Annotated in this window: 15 protein-coding genes and 6 pseudogenes; 9 read left to right on the top strand and 12 right to left on the bottom strand. The window is 38.5% G+C overall.

Features of this window, described 5'->3' with window-relative positions; all coding sequences use genetic code 11:
• Both V3224_RS23770 and V3224_RS23775 read right to left on the bottom strand, forming a co-directional pair.
• On the bottom strand, nt 1-1,359 hold the full coding sequence (locus V3224_RS23770) for a conjugal transfer protein TraH (protein ID WP_334472494.1): 1,359 nt from the start codon (nt 1,357-1,359) through the stop codon (nt 1-3).
• Nucleotides 1,356-1,481: a hypothetical protein gene (locus tag V3224_RS23775; protein ID WP_334473098.1), complete on the bottom strand. Its 126-nt coding sequence runs from the start codon at nt 1,479-1,481 to the stop codon at nt 1,356-1,358. Before V3224_RS23775 ends, V3224_RS23770 begins: the two co-directional genes overlap by 4 nt.
• Nucleotides 1,482-1,541: 60 nt before the next feature.
• Here V3224_RS23775 and istA point away from each other — a divergent pair.
• Together istA and istB are read left to right on the top strand one after the other, a co-directional pair.
• Nucleotides 1,542-2,571: pseudogene (gene istA / locus V3224_RS23780) on the top strand (IS21 family transposase).
• A pseudogene (istB, locus tag V3224_RS23785) lies at nt 2,558-3,319 on the top strand (IS21-like element helper ATPase IstB). Before istA ends, istB begins: the two co-directional pseudogenes overlap by 14 nt.
• Here the strand turns inward: istB and traF (V3224_RS23790) are convergent.
• Nucleotides 3,274-3,822 carry a conjugal transfer protein TraF gene (gene traF, locus V3224_RS23790; protein WP_334473099.1) on the bottom strand — a complete coding sequence of 183 codons (549 nt, stop codon included), beginning with the start codon at nt 3,820-3,822 and terminating at the stop codon, nt 3,274-3,276. The pseudogene istB and the gene traF (V3224_RS23790) sit on opposite strands and share 46 nt — an antisense overlap.
• 2 nt (nt 3,823-3,824) lie before the next feature.
• Nucleotides 3,825-4,160: pseudogene (traF, locus tag V3224_RS23795) on the bottom strand (conjugal transfer protein TraF).
• Between the two features lie 169 nt (nt 4,161-4,329).
• On the opposite strand from traF (V3224_RS23795), the pseudogene V3224_RS23800 reads away from it, so the two are divergent.
• A pseudogene (locus tag V3224_RS23800) lies at nt 4,330-5,508 on the top strand (IS91 family transposase).
• Between the two features lie 225 nt (nt 5,509-5,733).
• Here the strand turns inward: V3224_RS23800 and V3224_RS23805 are convergent.
• The 4 genes and pseudogenes from V3224_RS23805 to V3224_RS23820 all read right to left on the bottom strand — a co-directional run bounded on the left by V3224_RS23805 (nt 5,734) and on the right by V3224_RS23820 (nt 9,992).
• On the bottom strand, nt 5,734-6,372 hold the full coding sequence (locus tag V3224_RS23805; protein WP_334473100.1) for an Rpn family recombination-promoting nuclease/putative transposase: 639 nt from the start codon (nt 6,370-6,372) through the stop codon (nt 5,734-5,736).
• Nucleotides 6,373-6,448: 76 nt separating this feature from the next.
• Nucleotides 6,449-8,112: pseudogene (gene ltrA, locus V3224_RS23810) on the bottom strand (group II intron reverse transcriptase/maturase).
• A 601-nt stretch (nt 8,113-8,713) separates the two neighbouring features.
• Nucleotides 8,714-9,049, bottom strand: coding sequence for an Rpn family recombination-promoting nuclease/putative transposase (locus V3224_RS23815; protein ID WP_334473102.1), 336 nt, complete (start codon nt 9,047-9,049; stop codon nt 8,714-8,716).
• Nucleotides 9,050-9,719: 670 nt separating this feature from the next.
• Nucleotides 9,720-9,992: an HU family DNA-binding protein gene (locus V3224_RS23820; protein ID WP_334472501.1), complete on the bottom strand. Its 273-nt coding sequence runs from the start codon at nt 9,990-9,992 to the stop codon at nt 9,720-9,722.
• A 489-nt stretch (nt 9,993-10,481) separates the two neighbouring features.
• On the opposite strand from V3224_RS23820, the gene V3224_RS23825 reads away from it, so the two are divergent.
• From V3224_RS23825 to V3224_RS23845, 5 genes and pseudogenes are all read left to right on the top strand, one after another.
• Nucleotides 10,482-11,018 carry a replication initiation protein gene (locus tag V3224_RS23825; protein ID WP_334473104.1) on the top strand — a complete coding sequence of 179 codons (537 nt, stop codon included), beginning with the start codon at nt 10,482-10,484 and terminating at the stop codon, nt 11,016-11,018.
• A 155-nt stretch (nt 11,019-11,173) separates the two neighbouring features.
• Nucleotides 11,174-11,377, top strand: a complete 204-nt coding sequence (locus V3224_RS23830) for a hypothetical protein (RefSeq protein WP_334473238.1) — start codon at nt 11,174-11,176, stop codon at nt 11,375-11,377.
• A gap of 577 nt (nt 11,378-11,954) precedes the next feature.
• The gene (locus tag V3224_RS23835) at nt 11,955-12,284 is read left to right on the top strand and encodes a hypothetical protein (RefSeq protein ID WP_334473105.1); all 330 of its coding nucleotides are present in this window, start codon (nt 11,955-11,957) and stop codon (nt 12,282-12,284) included.
• A 167-nt stretch (nt 12,285-12,451) separates the two neighbouring features.
• Nucleotides 12,452-13,247: pseudogene (locus V3224_RS23840) on the top strand (IS701 family transposase); the annotation flags it as partial.
• A 956-nt stretch (nt 13,248-14,203) separates the two neighbouring features.
• The gene (locus V3224_RS23845) at nt 14,204-14,740 is read left to right on the top strand and encodes a ProQ/FINO family protein (protein ID WP_334473106.1); all 537 of its coding nucleotides are present in this window, start codon (nt 14,204-14,206) and stop codon (nt 14,738-14,740) included.
• A gap of 211 nt (nt 14,741-14,951) precedes the next feature.
• On the opposite strand, the gene V3224_RS23850 is transcribed toward V3224_RS23845, so the two are convergent.
• Nucleotides 14,952-15,131, bottom strand: coding sequence for a hypothetical protein (locus V3224_RS23850; RefSeq protein ID WP_334473107.1), 180 nt, complete (start codon nt 15,129-15,131; stop codon nt 14,952-14,954).
• 285 nt (nt 15,132-15,416) lie between these two features.
• Complete coding sequence (locus tag V3224_RS23855) at nt 15,417-16,121, bottom strand: helix-turn-helix transcriptional regulator (RefSeq protein ID WP_334473108.1); 705 nt, start codon at nt 16,119-16,121, stop codon at nt 15,417-15,419.
• Between the two features lie 181 nt (nt 16,122-16,302).
• Between V3224_RS23855 and V3224_RS23860 the strand changes: the two genes are divergently transcribed.
• On the top strand, nt 16,303-17,598 hold the full coding sequence (locus V3224_RS23860; protein WP_334473109.1) for a purine-cytosine permease family protein: 1,296 nt from the start codon (nt 16,303-16,305) through the stop codon (nt 17,596-17,598).
• Between the two features lie 237 nt (nt 17,599-17,835).
• Here V3224_RS23860 and V3224_RS23865 read toward each other — a convergent pair whose 3' ends face one another.
• The gene (locus V3224_RS23865; protein WP_334473111.1) at nt 17,836-18,114 is read right to left on the bottom strand and encodes a helix-turn-helix transcriptional regulator; all 279 of its coding nucleotides are present in this window, start codon (nt 18,112-18,114) and stop codon (nt 17,836-17,838) included.
• Nucleotides 18,111-18,293: a hypothetical protein gene (locus V3224_RS23870; protein WP_334473113.1), complete on the bottom strand. Its 183-nt coding sequence runs from the start codon at nt 18,291-18,293 to the stop codon at nt 18,111-18,113. Before V3224_RS23870 ends, V3224_RS23865 begins: the two co-directional genes overlap by 4 nt.
• Nucleotides 18,294-18,413 lie beyond the last annotated feature (120 nt).

The following is an 18,413-nucleotide window of genomic DNA, read 5'->3' on the forward strand; positions in this document are numbered from 1 at the left end:
TTACCCTCCAAACTGATAGTTGCTCATCAACCGGTCAGACAACCCTGATGAGAGTTGCTGGCGCAAATAGTGCAAATTGCGTTCAAGCTCCAGCAGATGATTTTGATTAATCGGCATTCTGGTTAAGCGCTGCGCCATTTTCTCGCGCACGGTTTTAAGGCTGTTTTGAAACTGCTTGTTTTCTTCTTCGGTATTGAGACTCCCTGCGCCTGCTACTTCCACCAAATCAATCAGACCGTCGATATAGCTCACCACCATGTCGCTGGCGATGTATTCAGCCAGTGACGTCACCATTGATTCGTCGAGGCTTAACGAGGCACTGTCAATCACGTAGCGCAGGATTTGGACGCGGGTACTGCCAATCAAGGCCGTTTCCTTATCGGTAAGTGCTGCATCGGACGTTGATTTTTTAAACAGACTTGACAATAACTTTTGGATTTGTGTTATCATGCCCTGGCTGGCGGTGACTGTGATTTTGCTCTTCGTTGGCTTTAGGCATTGCGTGACATTGTCACAAGGATATACCTCCGTTGTGCCACCTTTTAAAATTGCGTCCATGACACTGTCACTTGCCCCTAGCCCTGGCAATATCGATAACTCTCCCTGATTGCCATAAATCACGGTGCCGACCAGCGACATCATCAGCTCCTTTAATTCCCTGTCACTACTGATAAACTGATTGATTTTCTCAAATGCACTCCAGGTTAAATTGCGATTACGCGGTATCCGCTTTTTCTCTTCGTCACTCGCGTGGTTAAACACTTTGTTGGTTTCATTGCCCACGCCACAGCCCTGACGGGAGGCTGCCCAATCAGCAAAAACGCTGTGATTGCCGGCGATATCCTGACAAATATGTTGGGTGTTGGCCTGATTTTTTGGCCACAGTCCACCGATAATGCCTTGTGCCGCCTGACAGGTTGAAATATTGGTGTTGTTAATATCGGTCGCGAGCTTCTGCAGATAATCCTTGACGGCTTTCACTTGCGGTAGTGCGGCTTCCAAGGCCAAATCAAACGCGTAACCGGCCGCATTACTTAAAATCTGTTTGGCCATCACTTTTATCTGGTCGGAGTTAATAAAACTAAATGACCCCAGATAGGCATCAATGCCGCCACAACCGGATTTCACTTCGGGTAAGGAGACCGAGACAAGCTGGATTTGCCTGACGGGATTGCGCAGAAACAGCGACCCACCGGTGAGATAACCGGCTACCTGTCCTTGCCACGCCGCCGCTTGCGTAATATTCCCGCCACTGCCACTATCGAGTTGCTGGAAAAATTTGTTTAAATCTTCATTGATACCAGCATGCGCTGTGGCAGCAAACAGCATCAGGGCGATTATTGGATTGCGATTTTTCATTGCAATCCCCCCAGTTTTTCAGCAAGCAAAAAAGACTGTTCCAGTCGGTTAACGAAGGCGGTTGCACTCAGCATGCCTTGCGAAACGGGAATAGTGTCACCGATCATGCAAAACTGATCCACTAACGATCATCTAAAACTGATCCACTTGGTATTATTCGCACATTTTTGTACGGATAATTTATGTTAACCAAGGAGATATTTGTGGATATTCATGTTCGCTTTGCACAAGGACAAAGCCTTCGAAAAATTGCCCGTGAATTGGGCATATCCCGTAACACCGTAAAACATCATTTACAACAACAGACAATGCCAGCTTATGCTAAAAGAAGTCAACAACCGACTAAATTAGCACCCTTTAAACCTTATTTGCTTCATCGAATTGAACTGGCTAAACCTGATTGGATCCCTGCAACAGTCTTATTTGATGAAGTAGTTGAAAGCGGCTATCAAGGCGGTATTGCTCAATTACGCCGATTTGTTTGTCAATTTAAACCAAGCATTGTTCCCGAAGCTGTCGTCCGTTTTGAAACACAGCCAGGTCAACAAATGCAAATCGACTTCACCAGCATCCGGCGAGGTAAAAAATCACTAAAAGCGTTTGTTGCAACGCTAGGCTATTCGCGTGCGAGTTATGTAAAGTTCTTTGATAATGAACGAGCAGAATCGTCGCAACAAGGTTTACGAGAAGCTTTCGACTATTTTGGTGGTGTACCACAGGAAATATTGTGTGATAACGCAAAATCCCTCATCATCGAACGGGATGCTTATGCAGAAGGTGAACATAAATTACATGTCGAAATGCTTCAAATGTCGAAAGATTACGGGTTTAAATTGTGTGCTTGCAAGCCCTACAGGGCAAAAACGAAAGGGAAAGTAGAGCGCTTTAACCTCTATTTAAAAAACAGCTTTATCGTACCATTAAATACCGACCTTCGTGCTCATAATCTTGAACTGGATATTGAGATAGCTAATGCAAGAGTGGGGCCCTGGTGCCCATCAGCGGATTCATGGAACAACGTTAGAGAAGCCAGCAGATAGACTAGCTAAGGAAGTTAAGTATCTTCTACCCTTACCAGCAAGGGTTTGCCAATCTATCCCGCAGACTGATACGCTTAATATCCGTATCGTACCGCCCCTTGAATCTGTCAGTTTGCAACACTCAATCAGCGTATACGAAGCATTGCTGGGAGGTGAACATGTTATTGCATGAACAAATTGAACACCTGTGTGAGTCATTGAAATTAAATTCTATTCCGACTCATTGGTCATCACTTGCCTAACAATGCATTGCCCAAGACAAAAGCTACGGAGAGTTTTTACTGTCCCTATTAAAATGTGAGCAACAACAACGAGATGAACGAACCCGTAATCTTTTGAGTCGGATGGCAGGATTCCCAGCACATAAAGAACTTAATACGTTCGATTTTAAGTTTGCAACGGGGATCCCCAAACAACACATACAGGAATTAAGCGCATTAACGTTTATTGAACGTAATGAAAATGTCGTGTTGCTTGGCCCAAGCGGTGTAGGCAAAACGCATTTAGCTATTGGGTTAGGATTAAAAGCAGTACAGGCCAGGAAGAAAACCCGCTTTACCACGGCAGCTGAACTGATGTTGCAACTCTCAACTGCCAAACGACAAAATAAGCTCAAACAATATCTATCACGTTCGGTGATGGCCCCGAAATTGTTGATTATCGATGAGATTGGATACCTGCCGTTTGGGCGAGAAGAAGCAAACCTGTTTTTCAATGTGATTGCCAAGCGTTATGAGCATGGCAGTGTCATATTGACGAGTAACTTATCATTTGGGCAATGGCCAAATGCTTTTGCTGATGACGCAACATTAACTGCCGCTATGCTTGATCGTTTACTTCATCATTCGCATGTACTGCAATTAAGCGGTGAAAGCTATCGATTGAAAGATAAGCGGCGCTCAGGAGCAATGACTGAGTAAAAGTGGATCAATTTTGATTGATCGGATTTAGCTAAAAAGTGGATCAGTTTTCGGTGATCGTTGACAATAGCGACCAGGGTTTGCGTGTTAACAATAAAATCCGTTGGCGTTACCTGCGGTAATTCAGGGAAAAACTCACTTATCACATCAGGGGTTACCGGCAATACGTTGCTAAAGGTGCTATCACCGAGTCCGTCAAAACTGTAGACAAAAACCGGAATACCCAGTTGCTGCGCGGTGGCATTGAGCACAGGGTTAAACTGCTGACAATACTGACAATCGGATTTCATAAAATGCACGATTTGCCAATGGGTGATATTAATCGCCTGTCCGTTTGATAAGCGAAAGGTCTGTGGCTTCGCTTTGGGCGCTGCGCGCTGTTGAGCCAGCTTCTTCTCTGCTGCTACCGTTTTGTGTTTTTCGAGTGCGGCGATTTCGTCAATCACGGCCGCGTTAGCGGGAATGACGAAAAGCAGCACAAAAAAAGCAAATAGTGTTTTCATCGTTAATCCCTCGGGGCAAAATCAGTCACGCGGTTTAACAGCCGTTTCGCTAAATCATCCTGACTGATGAAGCCATAAGCCAGTGGATGGTAGCTGCCGGTACTCGGGTCAACCAAAAAAAGCGCAGGGAAATAGCGAATTTGCATCTTCGCCGCCTGTCCTCGGTCTTTCTGGCTGTTGGGTAACTCGGGGTTGATGACACCATCGACACTAATTGGCATTACCGTCATCTGTTATTGCTGGGCAAATTCCCGCACCACTTGGGCTAATTTGTTGTCCAACGGTACCTTGCCGCGATAGAAGAAAAAGACCCCATAGCGTTGATTGACGGCTTTAATGGCAGTGGCCTAGGCTTTGCGTTCGTTCGCGTAAGACAAGGTTGCGGTGGCGTTATAATGGGAATGCCGGTTGTCGTAATCAAGATGGTCGCCTCCGACGACGACTTGTCATTGCTCGTTAGTACTGATATAACCTCAACTCTATTTTCTCAACCTTTTAGTCCTTTTTATGTCACCGCGTTTTAGTCATGTTTTTCAATTTGGTCAACGCTGGCTCAATTGGCTTAACCGTCAACCGCCTAATACCGTTCGCCCAGTTGTGATGCAAACCATGGTAAAGATTATGGCTTGCGGCATTTCGCTTATGGGATGGTCAATTTGGCGATGCCCTAATCATGAGAAGCGGGTTAAATTTACCTGCAAAAGCCGAAGCTGCCCTCATTGCGGCGTAAAAGCTTGCCTACAATGGATTAACAATACGCTGGCCTGGTTACCTAAAGTCCCTTGGCAACACATTACTTTTACCATGCCTGGTGAATATTGGCCTGTTATTCGCGCCAATCGGTGGCTGCTCGGTGAAATGAATCGATTAGCCGCTGATGTGGTATTAACTATCTGCCGTGATCTCAATATCACCCCCGGCATTTTCACTGCCATCCACACTTGGGGACGTGACCAAAAATGGCATCCACATATTCATCTTTCAACCACAGCCGGCGGGGTCACTAAAAATAACACCTGGCGAGATATGAGCTTTTATCGCGAAAACGTCATGACTATGTGGCGACATCGGGTAACCGAATCGTTGAGAAAACATTATTACACCCTGACGATTCCTGATGAGCTTAAATGTGAAGGGCGAAGCAAATTTTCTTGGAATCGCCTACTTAACACTCACTACAAACGTGGCTGGAATATCAATCTCTCTAATATCCTTTCCAATATCACCCATGTCACCCTTTATCTCGGATTTTATCTAAAGAAAGCCCCTGTCTCGCTTAGTCGTTTAAAACATTATGCCGGTGAAGATAACATCACGTTACGCTATAAGAGTCACCGCACAAAAAAACAGGAAGAAGAGGTCATAACATCCGACGAATTGATTACCCGGTTTGAGTCTCATGTACCTCAAAAATGGTTTCACATGATCCGCTATTACGGTTTTTTAAGTCCATCAGCCCCAATGCGAAAAATGTTAACAGAGGTTGTTTATCCGTTAATCCAGTAGGATAAAAAATCCGCTAAAAAAATCACCTTTCGAAACATGTATCGACATGTCTTTAAAGTCGATCCACTGGCTTGTCTCTTATGCGGGAAAGAATTACTCTTCGCAGGAATGAATTTTGGATTGAAGCTTAAAGAACTTATGGCTCGTCACGATGAATTGGCACGTTTGCGGTGGCAATAAAAACTCACTATAGGGTAGATCTATCTTTTGTTCAAAACTGATTAATAATTAATCGTTCCTTAACCCTTTATTCTGTTTTTTATCTCAACCTTCAAAAATAATTCTGGCAAAACTTAGAAAAAATAAAAATGGGTTCATCAGGGCCTAGGGTTACTTAATATCTGCTCTTCCGGTGAAACCCTTCTAGGGCGATTGAGGGTTAATTTCTTGCGTTCCGTCATCGTTTTAATCTTTAAACAGGTTGCTCATCTCGGCATCAGTCAAACCCGTAAATTTCATCACAGATTGCCTGTCCATACCACTTTCCAACATTTGGCGCGCTATCTTCATTGAAGCCTGTTTTTCGCCCTCTTGGATGCCCTCAATTTTCCCTTGTTGCATACCTTGTTGTATGCCTTTCTTGATTCCAATTTCTTCAATCTGTTGAGCAATAGTCATAAATGCCCCCTCGTGTTTTTCTGATTGTTTCGCTATCTCATTGATAAATTCCATTGGCTTTTTAGTGTTACCTTCTTGGATGAGATAGTTAAACAGGGTTATTACTTGATTATCAGTATAATAATTATACGACAAGAGTTTAACAATACTATCCAGTAGCTCGATCATATCCCTTCTGCGAATGTGCTTCTGGATGAGTTCAAGCAACGCCATTCGCTTATGCTGCATGATCTCCCCGTCATCAAGCGTGGTGACATCAACCAGCTTAAACGGTTTGGTATATATCTTTTCGGCAATATCTCTGCCACTAAAGCAGTCTAGCCAATCTGTACTATACGGGTGTGGGCTTTTCTCACCGCAATAAAACAGGATGGGAAAAACCAGCGGCAACTCTTTGTGTCCAGCCTCTAAATGGTCGGGTAGCAACGTGACATCTCTGTCACGCCGCCCCCTAAGAACGGTACGTGCAAGTTTCCCCGCATACCGCTCAAGCCTTTATAAGTCACGATACAGTATGATCGCAACCAGCAGCCCGACTATGTTTTTGGCGATGGCAATTAGGATGTAAGAGTTCAAGATTACCCAGTTCATTTCCGCCTCCTTTCACTCTTTCGACTTTATGGTGTATGTTCCAGCCAGTTTCTTGAGTAATTAATTGGTTGCAGCATAAACAGCGTTTATCTTGTCTTATCCATAGTACTCTTACTTTCTTACTTCCTACGGTTTTTTGTTTCCAGGTATTTTCTAGCCTTTTTTCGAAATACATTTCCCATTTTTTATCGAATGGGCAGGCTTCACTTCTGATTTTTATATGGCGCTTTATAGGTGTGGAAGATGCTTTGTACAGTGTAAAATTCTTGCCTTCCGGCGCTTTTCCACTAAACACCCATTGATTATTCCCTTGAACGGTAAAGTATTTTTTTCTTACCCAATACTTACCTTTCTTTGGGTGACGTCTTAAACACCATTTCCACAAAACTTGCCAAATCAGATGATCGATTTTAGAAAAGGCTTTTTTTTCGCAACAACATGTCGGTGGTAATTTACCCACCCTCTAATTATCGGGTTGAGTTTAGTTATCAGTTTCCATGCGCTGCTTGACCTTTCCTGCTTTATCGTGGTTCTAATTTTCTTCAAAAAGTTTGTGAGATTTTTTTTTGCGGGTGATATTAAAAATTTTCCGTTAAAAGATCTAACATTCTGTCCTAAGAAATTAAACCCTTCACTAATATGGATAATTCTCGTTTTTTCTTGTGATAGACGCAAGCCTCTTTTTGCCATAAATCCTTCAACCAGTGGTTTGACCCTTGATTTAAGGAGTTCATGTGAGATACCTGTTATCACAAAATCATCCGCATATCGCACATAATGGACTTTATGCTTATTACCTTTAGCCGTACCTGAATATCCAAATACTTGTCGGAGTTCAGCTTCAAGACCATCCAGTGCCATATTAGCCAATGTTGGGGAAATAATACCGCCTTACGGTGTCCCACCATTGGTGGTGTAAAAGGCTCCACGATCTAATAAACCTGATTTTAGCCACTTACTTAATATCACTTTATCCATAGGAATTGTGTTGATTAAGAAATCATGACTAATGTTATCAAAGCATCCTGCAATATCCGCTTCTAACACCCATTTTGCTGATTTAGATTTTGCACAATTACAAAATATTTGCTCTATCGCATCAGCGGTACTTCTAAGTGACCGGAATCCGTAACTGTTCTTATCCGCTGTGATTTCCGATACAGGCTCTAGGGCTAGCAAATGTAGCGCTTGCATCGCTCTGTCAAGCATGGTCGGTATACCAAGAGGTCGCAGTTTTCCGTTTGCTTTCGGGATATATATTCGGCGTAAAGGTTTTGGTCTATACCCTGTACGTTTCATAGCCCCTATTGCGTTCCACTTCTTTTCGGGTGTATTCCACATAACACCATCGACACCAGGCGTTTTCTTGCCTGTATTGTCGGTCACACGTTTTATCGCCATCACTTTAGCGGTGAATGACCGTGTTAATAAACGTTGCAACGCTTTTACTCTGCGCCATTGCTCGTTCTTCGCTGCTTTCGCAATACGTACTTGTAACTTTCGCACCCGTACATGACTGGTTTTCCAGTTAATAGAATGCCAGCTTGTTGGGTGGAAGGATGCAGATGCACACATGTTGGCTGCACTCAACTTGCTTTCCTCCTCTTGAAAGTTTTACTCGTCTTCTCACGATTAAAGACCCGATGAAAGTCTGCTCACTTTCGTGGTAAGGCAAAGTTTGAACCTCTATCCGTCCCATTACAGGCCGGCATTCGCTTTTTTCATCATCCTTTACCCGCACCGTTATCAATCTATCTTACGATATCTCTAGCCTTACGGCGGCGGTACGGGCTTACCAGGTTTCACCTGACATACAAACTATCGGGTTAGGTTCTATCTCTCGACCGGAGGGTTATTGCCCATGTATCCGCACAAAAACCACAGATAACCTACCTCATACCTTTTGGTTCAGGCCTATCAGCATCTTTGGCCTGTTAGCGATCACGGTCTTTATTAACAGTTCACATACGTTAACCATACCGATAAACCTAGCACCTCATCCGCATGATGCTTGCAGGTAATAACTATTCCCTCACGGTTTCGTTATCGCGTTTTACAACGCAAGGTTTCATTGTCCCGTGAGCTTCAGACCCCGCAGTTGCCCGCCACGCCTGTCACGGTAGGTTACAGTCAATGGGATGACTGGTTTTGTCCATTCCTTTGTCAAAACAATATGTCAGACAACTTCCTGTCGCACCTTCTGCATCGCCGCCATACTATAGCGCATCAATCGCCAAGCCATCAATTTATCAGGCGTTGACTGGTGTTCAATCAGCAGATAGAGATAAGCGCTTCCCTTTTCTGTTTTGACAGAATAGAGAATATCACTCTGATAGTTTTTCATTTCACTATCGACAAATGACCCTGATTCCACTTTTAGGCTATCTAAGTCGCATAGCGCTTTAATTTCATCCGGTAGCCAGACATCAAAGAAGTCTTTAGCCGTCTCTTTTTCACTTAAAAACTGCTTAAATATGGCATCATGGGGTGTTGGTGTGAATTTTTTACTCATAGGATTTATTCAATAAATAATAATTTAAACGCCTGGGCGCTATTTTCTCTAAAAAGGACCAGCGGATAGCTGACCAACACTAGGGAAAATATTGCCCGTTAATTTAATAGTGGGCAACCGCATAATGCTATCAGAATACAAAAAAATTTTACTTAATTTTTTAATTCTAACATCTACCATAATTCTTATGGCTGCGACGGCTATAAAGGATTTTGATTAAGTTAAAATCACGCGTCAGGAAATTCTGCTATATTTAAATTGAATTGCTGATATTAATCCTTTGAATCTCTTCTAGCTCTGTGCGCCGGATATTAATCATCTGGCGTTTTTTTTTGCCAACTTTTGAAGTTGGCTTTTTCTTTTTTTGAAATCAGGAAAACTCAAAACGCACCAAAAGCATCATGAGCGACGATAAATTTTTTGCTGTACAAGTACGTTTTTATCGAGAAAATCGCTCAGAATCGATTACAGCGCGTTTTAGAGGTTGATTTGCGTGTAATCTTGTCTTAATTTTTAAAAATGGTTAGATTTATCGATTATTAATTTCTGATAGACGTTTTTTGCTGTTCGAAATCGTTCGGTTTCGGACATCACCCAAAACTCCTGTACAAAAATAGGTTAAATTGCGTTTCGTACAGGTGATTTGATTCGTACATTGTTTTCGGTCAGGTTATTTGACCGCTTCTTTCAACGTTTTACCCGCTTTAAAACTCGGTACGTTTGCAGCAGCAATTTTAAGTGCCTCACCCGTTTTGGGGTTGCGTCCATCTCTGGCTGCACGTTGCTTAACCTGAAAACTACCAAAACCAACGAGTTGAATTTCATCTCCCGCCTTTAGCGCTTCTGTCACAGTTTCGATGAAAGCGTTCAGCGCCTTTTCTGAATCTTTTTTGGTTAAGTCGGCTTTTTCAGCGATTTGATTAATGAGTTCTGTTTTGTTCATGTTGTGCCTGAGTTAGTAGATATTTTAATCCTAATGATGCTAGCTGTAGCAACTCAATAGTGCAATGTTTAAGGGTTAATTAACTCAAAAAAATTTTTTTAATTAAAACTCCTACGCTCGCCACAAGGCTGTGACCGAGCAAAGCGAGTGAGCAGACGAGGAAGCGGAATATCACAATTGCAAAAAAGAAATACGGTCACTTAGTAGTGACATATTTTTCGGTTCAGGGTTTTTGTTAGAAAAAAGTTATCCACAAACACTTTATCTTAAAAACCTTTTCTTTTTTATTTAAAGACTTAAAAACTTGTGGAATATCTAAATACATTACAAGTGAATTTATTATATATTTAAAATATAGATGTTTTTTTTATTAAACATGAGAGGTTTTCCGGTATTATCCCCAACAAAATAAACATGATATTATTTTGTTGAAATATCATGTTTTTAGGGCTGGCTTTAATGAAGGTTGAATAAAAAATGAGATTGGTAATGAATAAAACAGCCGTTTCAAGATTAACAAAAGTGAGGCACCGAAATGAGTTGAATTCTACTCTTTCATCTTTACCTATGAGCGCAAAAAAAGTATTATTTTTAGTGTTAAGTAAAATAAATACAAAAAACGAATTTGATGACAACCACATTTTTTATTTAACTGCAAATGAATATGTTAAATGGGTAAATGTTAATATAGATACAGCATATTGTTCTCTAAAAGAAGGCGCAATAATACTTGATAATGTCTTATTGAAACTTAAGCACGAAGAAATAATAGAGCTTTCTGACGAGCTCCAGCTTCTATTTACTAGTAAAAACGCTCCTGACTATATAAATTTAAGTTTGACTGAATTTTCTGCTTATTATAAAAACGAAGGGAAAATAGGTATTAAATTTACAAAATCTGCAAAGCAGTATTTATGTAAACTAGTCGGCTCAGAAAAAAAATATACCACCCAAATTTTGTTATCTGTTGTCAAACTTTCTAGTGTAAATGCATCCTCTATTTATCAATTGATAAGAAAAAAATAAGCAATAACAGTAGAATCAAATTTTTTGATATTTCTATTAATGAATTAAAAGATGAGATCTACTTATATGATGTAGATAGCAAAGGCAAAAAAGTATATAGCTATCCAAAATACCCGTTTTTTAGAAGAGATGTATTAAATAAGGCGGTCAAAGAAATAACAAAATGTACAGAAATAAAGGATTTAAAATTTGAGGTTATTGATAAAATAGGAAGGAAAGTAAATAAGATAAAGTTTACTTTTTTTATCAAAGAGTATGATACTAAACAAAACTTTACTATAGAAGAACAAGAATTTCTAGCTGATTTCGATAAGAATGTTCATACACCAGTAAAAAAACGAACTTATAAAAAACAGTAATTAATAATCACTCTGCATGTGTGCTAGTAACACAAATGCAGAGCTAATCCAAACCCTAAGCAAGTAGGAGTCGGACTATGCGAAATAGTACGCATATTGCACGCATAATGAAAGCGTGAGGCATATCAATTGAGCAGATTTTGAGCTTTGCTCACACGTCAAAATACCTTACAACCCGTCAGTGTGAGTACCTTCTGAGTGTCGGAGGTGCTTTATGAAACCAGAGAAACAGGGATTTGAAGTTAATAAATATCTTGATGTATAAGAAATTAATACCAGAAAAGGTTACTAATTAACCTATGCCCTGATGAACCCATTTTTATTTTTTCTAAGTTTTGCCAGAATTATTTTTGAAGGTTGAGATAAAAAACAGAATAAAGGGTTAAGGAACGATTAATTATTAATCAGTTTTGAACAAAAGATAGATCTACCCTATAGTGAGTTTTTATTGCCACCGCAAACGTGCCAATTCATCGTGACGAGCCATAAGCTCTTTAAGCTTCAATCCAAAATTCATTCCTGCGAAGAGTAATTCTTTCCCGCATAAGAGACAAGCCAGTGGATCGACTTTAAAGACATGTCGATACATGTTTCGAAAGGTGATTTTTTTAGCGGATTTTTTATCCTACACGAGTTTCGCAATCTCCAAAAAAGAAGTATAAATTTAAAAACAAGAAAAAATCAGGGTGTTCATATTTTGTCGGGTTATCCATGTATTAAAGATATCTATAAAACATTCTTACAAGTAAGCAGTTTAAGATACTCTGGTTTAGCGTTATCAGAAGTAAGCCCATCGCCTTTATCTCATGACACTGTTAGCCGATGGCTAAAAAGTAGATGTTTTAGACCTAAAGACCTATGGCGATTAGTTGAACCTTCTATACATGAGTTTCGCACAGTCATATAAAGTTCTAGAAATGGCTTAAAATCAATGGTTAATCTGTAAGTTACTAAAACACATAAATTTTATTAAATTACAATAACTTGTATTTAATTTATAAGGTTTTGTCTATTTATATATCATGCTGAATTAAACTTAAAAATAGCGCGTTTTTTTATTGGTGCGAAACTCGTGCTATAGACAAAAAAAGCCCTTGCGTACTAATTGCCGATGATACATTGATTGCCAAAACACGTAGTAAAAAAATAGAGATGGTCCATTATCAATATTCAGGTAATGAACATGAGGTTATTGCTGGCATAGGTTTAGTTAATTTGCTTTGGCATGATCTGACGAAGGTTGAATCAATTCCTATCAATTATCGTATTTATGATAAAGATTCTGATGGAAAAACAAAAAACACGCACTTTTCCGAAATGCTCACTCTTGCTAAAAAAAGAGGGATCATGCCAGAAGCCGTAGTGATGGATGCTTGGTATTCTAGCCTGGATAACCTGAAATCAATTCGCTCTCATGGTTGGATCTGGGTAACCACGCTGAGGAAAAATAGGATTGTTAACCATAACAAACAACTGAACAAGTTAGACATCTCAGAAGAAGGAACGTCAATACACTTGCGAGGATATGGTTGGGTAACCGTTTTCAAATTTACAGCCAAAAACGGCCGTATTGATTACATAGTAACAAACAAAGAGAATCCCACCCGTCAATACCTCAAATCTATCATGGATGCCCGTTGGTCTGTTGAAGTTTATCATCGAGAAGTCAAACAAAACTGTGGTATTGAACGCTGTCAGGCTCGCACGAGGCGAGCGCAAAGAAATCATATTTTTCTCGCTATTTCTGCGTGGTTTGAACAACATAAACGTCGTATATCTGAAAAAATAACCCTTTATCAACAAAATTGGGACGTAATCAAAAGTGCTATTACTGAGCAAATCCGTGGTTTTATTAGCGTACCCAAATTAGTTTTGTGCGAAACTCGTGAACCATAAAAAAAAGAGAGGTGAAACTCTCTTTTTTTTGCCTATTTTTACTTGTTTAGGAAAAGGTGCGGTCAAAGGTGCGGTACTTTATTTATAAAAATCATGAAGTTAAATTAAAAACGCACAAACGCACCTAAAAAAACACCATATACGTAAGAAAAAAAAACAGAAAATGAAACGAACAAAAAATAAACAAAAAAAACATCGTATATATATTTTTTTTTAGGTGCGTTTGTGCGTTTTTATATATAAATATCTATAAGTATATAAAAATAAAATAAAAAAAGATAAAAAAAACGCACCTTTGACCGCACCTTTTTAAAAAAACGCACCAATAGATGAAATATTAAGGAAACAAAGCAGCGGTCAAGGGAGCGTGGAATACCGGAGGGAGCGGAGCGACTGAGGATATGCCGCGAAAGCCCTTGACGGCTGCGGAGTGACCCTAGCCTTGGCTTGGGGGTTAGGGAGCTGTCGCTTGCGACTGCGTGCCTGACCCTCGAGCCATCGGCGGCAAGAGCGGAGTTTGAGGCAGCGCCTCAAGGTGTTGATTTTGAAGTTGGTTTTGATTTTTATTTTTTTACTTCAATTTTTCTATTTTTCGATCAGATTGGAAAGTTTGTCAGAGGTTACCTCAAAAATACCATCTAAAAAGCCCTGTAATCCATCCTAAACTATTATTTTTAAAAATAGGCACAAAGGTAGCGCTTTTTAATTTCATGGCCTTAAAATGGCTTATATTGCGTTTTTGCTATTTGATGATTTGGAGTGGATTTAGAAGTTGGTTTTAAGGTGATTAATAAATTTCATAAAGTGATTTTTTCAATGTTAATTCATGTGAAGGTTAATGTTGAGTTCAAACGCCTGACAAAGGCTTATAGGTGTTATATTTATGGTATAGTTCGTTAAGTAAATAAATTAGATGTATAGAGATATTGAATGACTGAACAAAAACGCCCTATTTTGATAATCAAAGGTAAACGAGGTTCAAAGGTTTCAACGCTTGAATCGGCGGTTAAACCTACTTTAAAACCAAACAATAAGGCTTTTGTTACGCCTAAAACTGACAAAAAACAGAAGGCTGAAAAAACACCTAAACCACCAAAGGTTAAACAGGAGCCAACAAAGCCAATTACCAAGGAAGAAAAGGCTGCCAGACACGCAGCTAAACTTAAAGCTGCTGTTGATATATTAGTAATTTTGTTCCCTAAAGTTTTTAATCTTGAATCACCAAAACCGCTAAAGGTGGGGATAGGTAAAGGTATTAGAAAAATGATATCTGAAAAGGGGCTAGATATTCCAAATAGTCAGATAAGTGCGGGTTTGATGGCTTATACTCAAACTGAGGCTTATCAGAAATCTTTAGTTGAATTTGGTTCTCGTTTTAATCTAGATGGTTTGGTTGATGGAGAGGTTACCGATAAGCAAAGAGAAAGAGCCAAGAAAAAACTTGATGAATTACAGGCTTCAAAGTAATTGATATGCCTATTTTATTTTTATTTTTCGCGGTGATAAAAATTTAATTAAGTGAGGATTTCTTAAAGTAATACTGGTAACTATTAAGTGCCTCTTACTACATTTAAAAAATATAGGTACAAAAATAAAGCTGTACCTATAAATTAGATATCGAAAGTTAAAAAATCAGGAGGTGACTGACAATATCTATTTTAAATTTAAGAATAGCCGATTATTTATTTGTACTTATATCATCTTTAATGCAATAGGCACTTCCATCAAGATATTTCAAAGCATTATTCTCTAGATTATTTTTAAATTCTTTTACTGCAAACTGACACGCCTCTTCTGTTTTAAATTTTTGAGAATGAATACTGGCAAAGTTATTTGTTGAGTAGGGAGTTGAAAACATAGTAAGAATTAATATCCAGATATTATTCTCCTCTATTTATAATAATGACTATTTATATTTAAAATAGAAATATGAAGGTATTAAAATACGATACTTCAATATTTTCTCTGGTGTTGGAACTTAATATTTAATTATTATCTGAATATCTTTAATTTAACTTAAGTATAAAAAATAAAATCAATAAAAAACCCCTATTATTAGGGGTAATTAAATAGGTGTAATTTTCATGAAAAATTTATAAAATAAAAAAGGTTGAAAGAAATGTTTATAAATTAAAATATAAAACTATGAGATAAGTTGTACCCCTTTACGAATAAAGTTAGAAGGAATATATGCATCAAGACCTTTATGTTTACAGTATTCAATAAGTTGAGCATTGCTATTAACATCAGCTTTTCTATAGATACTCTTTATGTGTGAATCTATCGTTGAAGGGCAAATATCTAGTCTTTTAGCTATTTCTTTAGCCGTGAGCCGTTGTTGTGCCCAGAAAATAACTTCAAGTTCTCTTTTTGTAAAAGTATCATTAGGCGCATCAAATTGAATTTTTTTTCTGTTTAATCGGTTCATGTAATGCAGCAATGTAGGAGTCTCGATAGCTCTTCCATGACAAACAAGACCAATTATTTGATTTTTATTATCATAAAGAGGGCTTTTATTGCAAAGATGGGGGACCTTATTATTACTCTTTCCATAATAATGAATTTCTATGGCTGATAACATTTTGTTTTTTTCAATAACATTTTTATCATGCTCAACAAGCTCAGGCCAAAGCTCTTGACTTGATTCTAATGGAACTTCGTTATCTAACCTACCCTCCATACTAAATCCACTAGGTACATTAAAATAACTTAATGCAGCATTATTCATGTAAATATATCGTGATTCAGTATCCTTTATGAACCAATGTTCTTCGCTATGTTCCATAAAAGATATAAGCGATTGAGGCGATGATGAATATTGTTTAATGCTATTTTGGATGTTAGTCATAATATTGATTCTCCATTTCACTTATTTTAACTTAAGAATAGTTAATTAAATAAGGATAACACCCCTAAAATTTAGGTGTATTTGTCAGAATTTTCTCACTAATATTAAATTTTCAAATGTTTTCGTATTCTCAATAAAAATAAGTTTTCTGATACAACCATATAACCAAGGATGAAGAAAAATGATAAAAAGAAAAATATCGGAGGATACTTACTCTCTTGATAGAGTTCCAAAGGAAGCAAGAGTTAGTTTAGTTAATGTAACTTTGGTGCGTATGGGAATGGCAACAGCTTTATCACAGTTTATGTTAGGTGCCACTTTAGGTCATGGAATGACATTTTGGAACGCTCTACTTGCAACATGTTTAGGCAGTTTACTTTTGGAATTTGTTGCCCTTGGCCTTGGTCTTGCAGGGATGAAAGAAGGAGTATCAATTAGTCTTCTTGCAAGATGGACTGGATTTGGGCGTTTAGGGTCAGCATTAATCGGGTTGGCAATAGCCATTAGTCTTCTTGGCTGGTTTGGCGTGCAAAATTCAGTTCTTGCGGAAGGACTATCTTACTCATTAGATTACAAAATTAACTTTGTATGGATAGCTGCTTTTTCAGGGATACTCTTAACAGTATTAGTGGCTTTCGGTTTTCGGGCATTGAGTTGGACTGCAAAAATTTCAGTTCCTTTGTTTTGTCTGGTTGTCGGATGGATTATTTTTTACTTATTTAAAGATGGAAGCTATTTAGATTTAATGAATTCTTCACCAAAAGGTAATCTACTGACACTTGGAGAAGGAACCACTATCATATCAGGAGTAGTTATTATTGGCGCATTAATTACGCCCGATATAAGCAGATACTGTAAAAATAATAATCATGTGTTTTGGATGATAACATTATCAGTTATTGTTGGTGAATTTATTATTAATGCTATTGCCATATTAATGGCGCATGCATTAGAGGCAGCTGATATTGTAACTATAATGACACATAGCGCTGGATGGATAGGGCTATTATCGGTAATATTATCCGCAATAAAAGTAAATGATATTAATTTATATTCTTCATCACTTGGATTATCTAATACAATAAAAATAATTAGCAATAAAAAAACAAATTACGTTTTTTTGACAGTATCTTTAGGAATAATAGGAACATTATTGTCGGTATTTGGTATTTTAAACTATTTCGTTGATTTCCTTTCCATGCTTGGCGTTATTTTCCCACCTATCGCTGGAGTGATGCTGGTTGATTACTACATTCTGAAAACAAGCAGAAAAATATTAGACGAAACTAGAGAAGAAGGTTTACTCCCTGACGATTCCTCTACGCCACTCATTGGCTGGTCTGCTATTTTTGCTTGTATTGTTGGTACACTTGTAGGCGTATACTTCAACTTCGGCATTCCTTCTTTGAATTCTATTCTTGTGGCTGGAGTGGCTTATTGGCTTTTGATGAAAATGAAAATTTATATAGAAATTTAAATACGATTTCATTTATGAATTAAATAAAAAACCAGCCATGAAGAAGATGGTTTGAATTTCCCTGGTGCTAGCATGATGGGGAGGAAATTTTATAATTTAAAATTTGCAGCATTACGTATTGAGTGATTGATACTAATCAGTAGTTATATTTTTTGTACTCTCTATTATGGAGATAGATATTCTTGTCTTAGTGTGTTAAGGCTCAAAGAATATTGAGCCTTTGAAGTGATTTACTCGTTAATTTTTTCGATACTCAACCTTGCATTTTTCTAGAGCAAAAATAAACAAACGTACTTGAAACATCGCAAGCAAGTTATTGAGTGAGTAAAAATCCAACTTAATTTTTATATCTTCCAAGGTTTGTTTTATTGCTGGATAGCTAACAGAACGTAGATGAGCAATTTTCCCTTGAGATAATCCAAGACAAAACAGTATTGTCGTTTCAAATTGTGCTGGCGTTAGCTCTGGAAACACGTCATGTAATTCAGTAATGTTGGTTAAATTGAACATTTTCATGCTATTTCCTCCATCACTGGCTTACGTCTAGCCCATATAAGCCGATCTTCTTTGAATAGCACGTTGAATATACGACGGTCATTACGGGTGAATGAGACTTTGCTAGAAGGTGTGTTGGAGTTTCTAGGAATGATCCAGTAGGTATCAATGAGTTTAGAGCAAGGTTTGGTAATAGCCATAGTTTTGGCCTCTTGTACAAGTTATAAAACCTCACCAATCCGAGATCAAACGGGGTGGTGAGACGTAACAAGGTTGATCTACCGGCGTACAAGAAACCAGCGAGCCTTACGGCTCCCTCA

Source organism: Arsenophonus sp. PmNCSU2021_1 (assembly GCF_036919435.1).
Classification (GTDB): domain Bacteria; phylum Pseudomonadota; class Gammaproteobacteria; order Enterobacterales; family Enterobacteriaceae; genus Arsenophonus; species Arsenophonus nilaparvatae.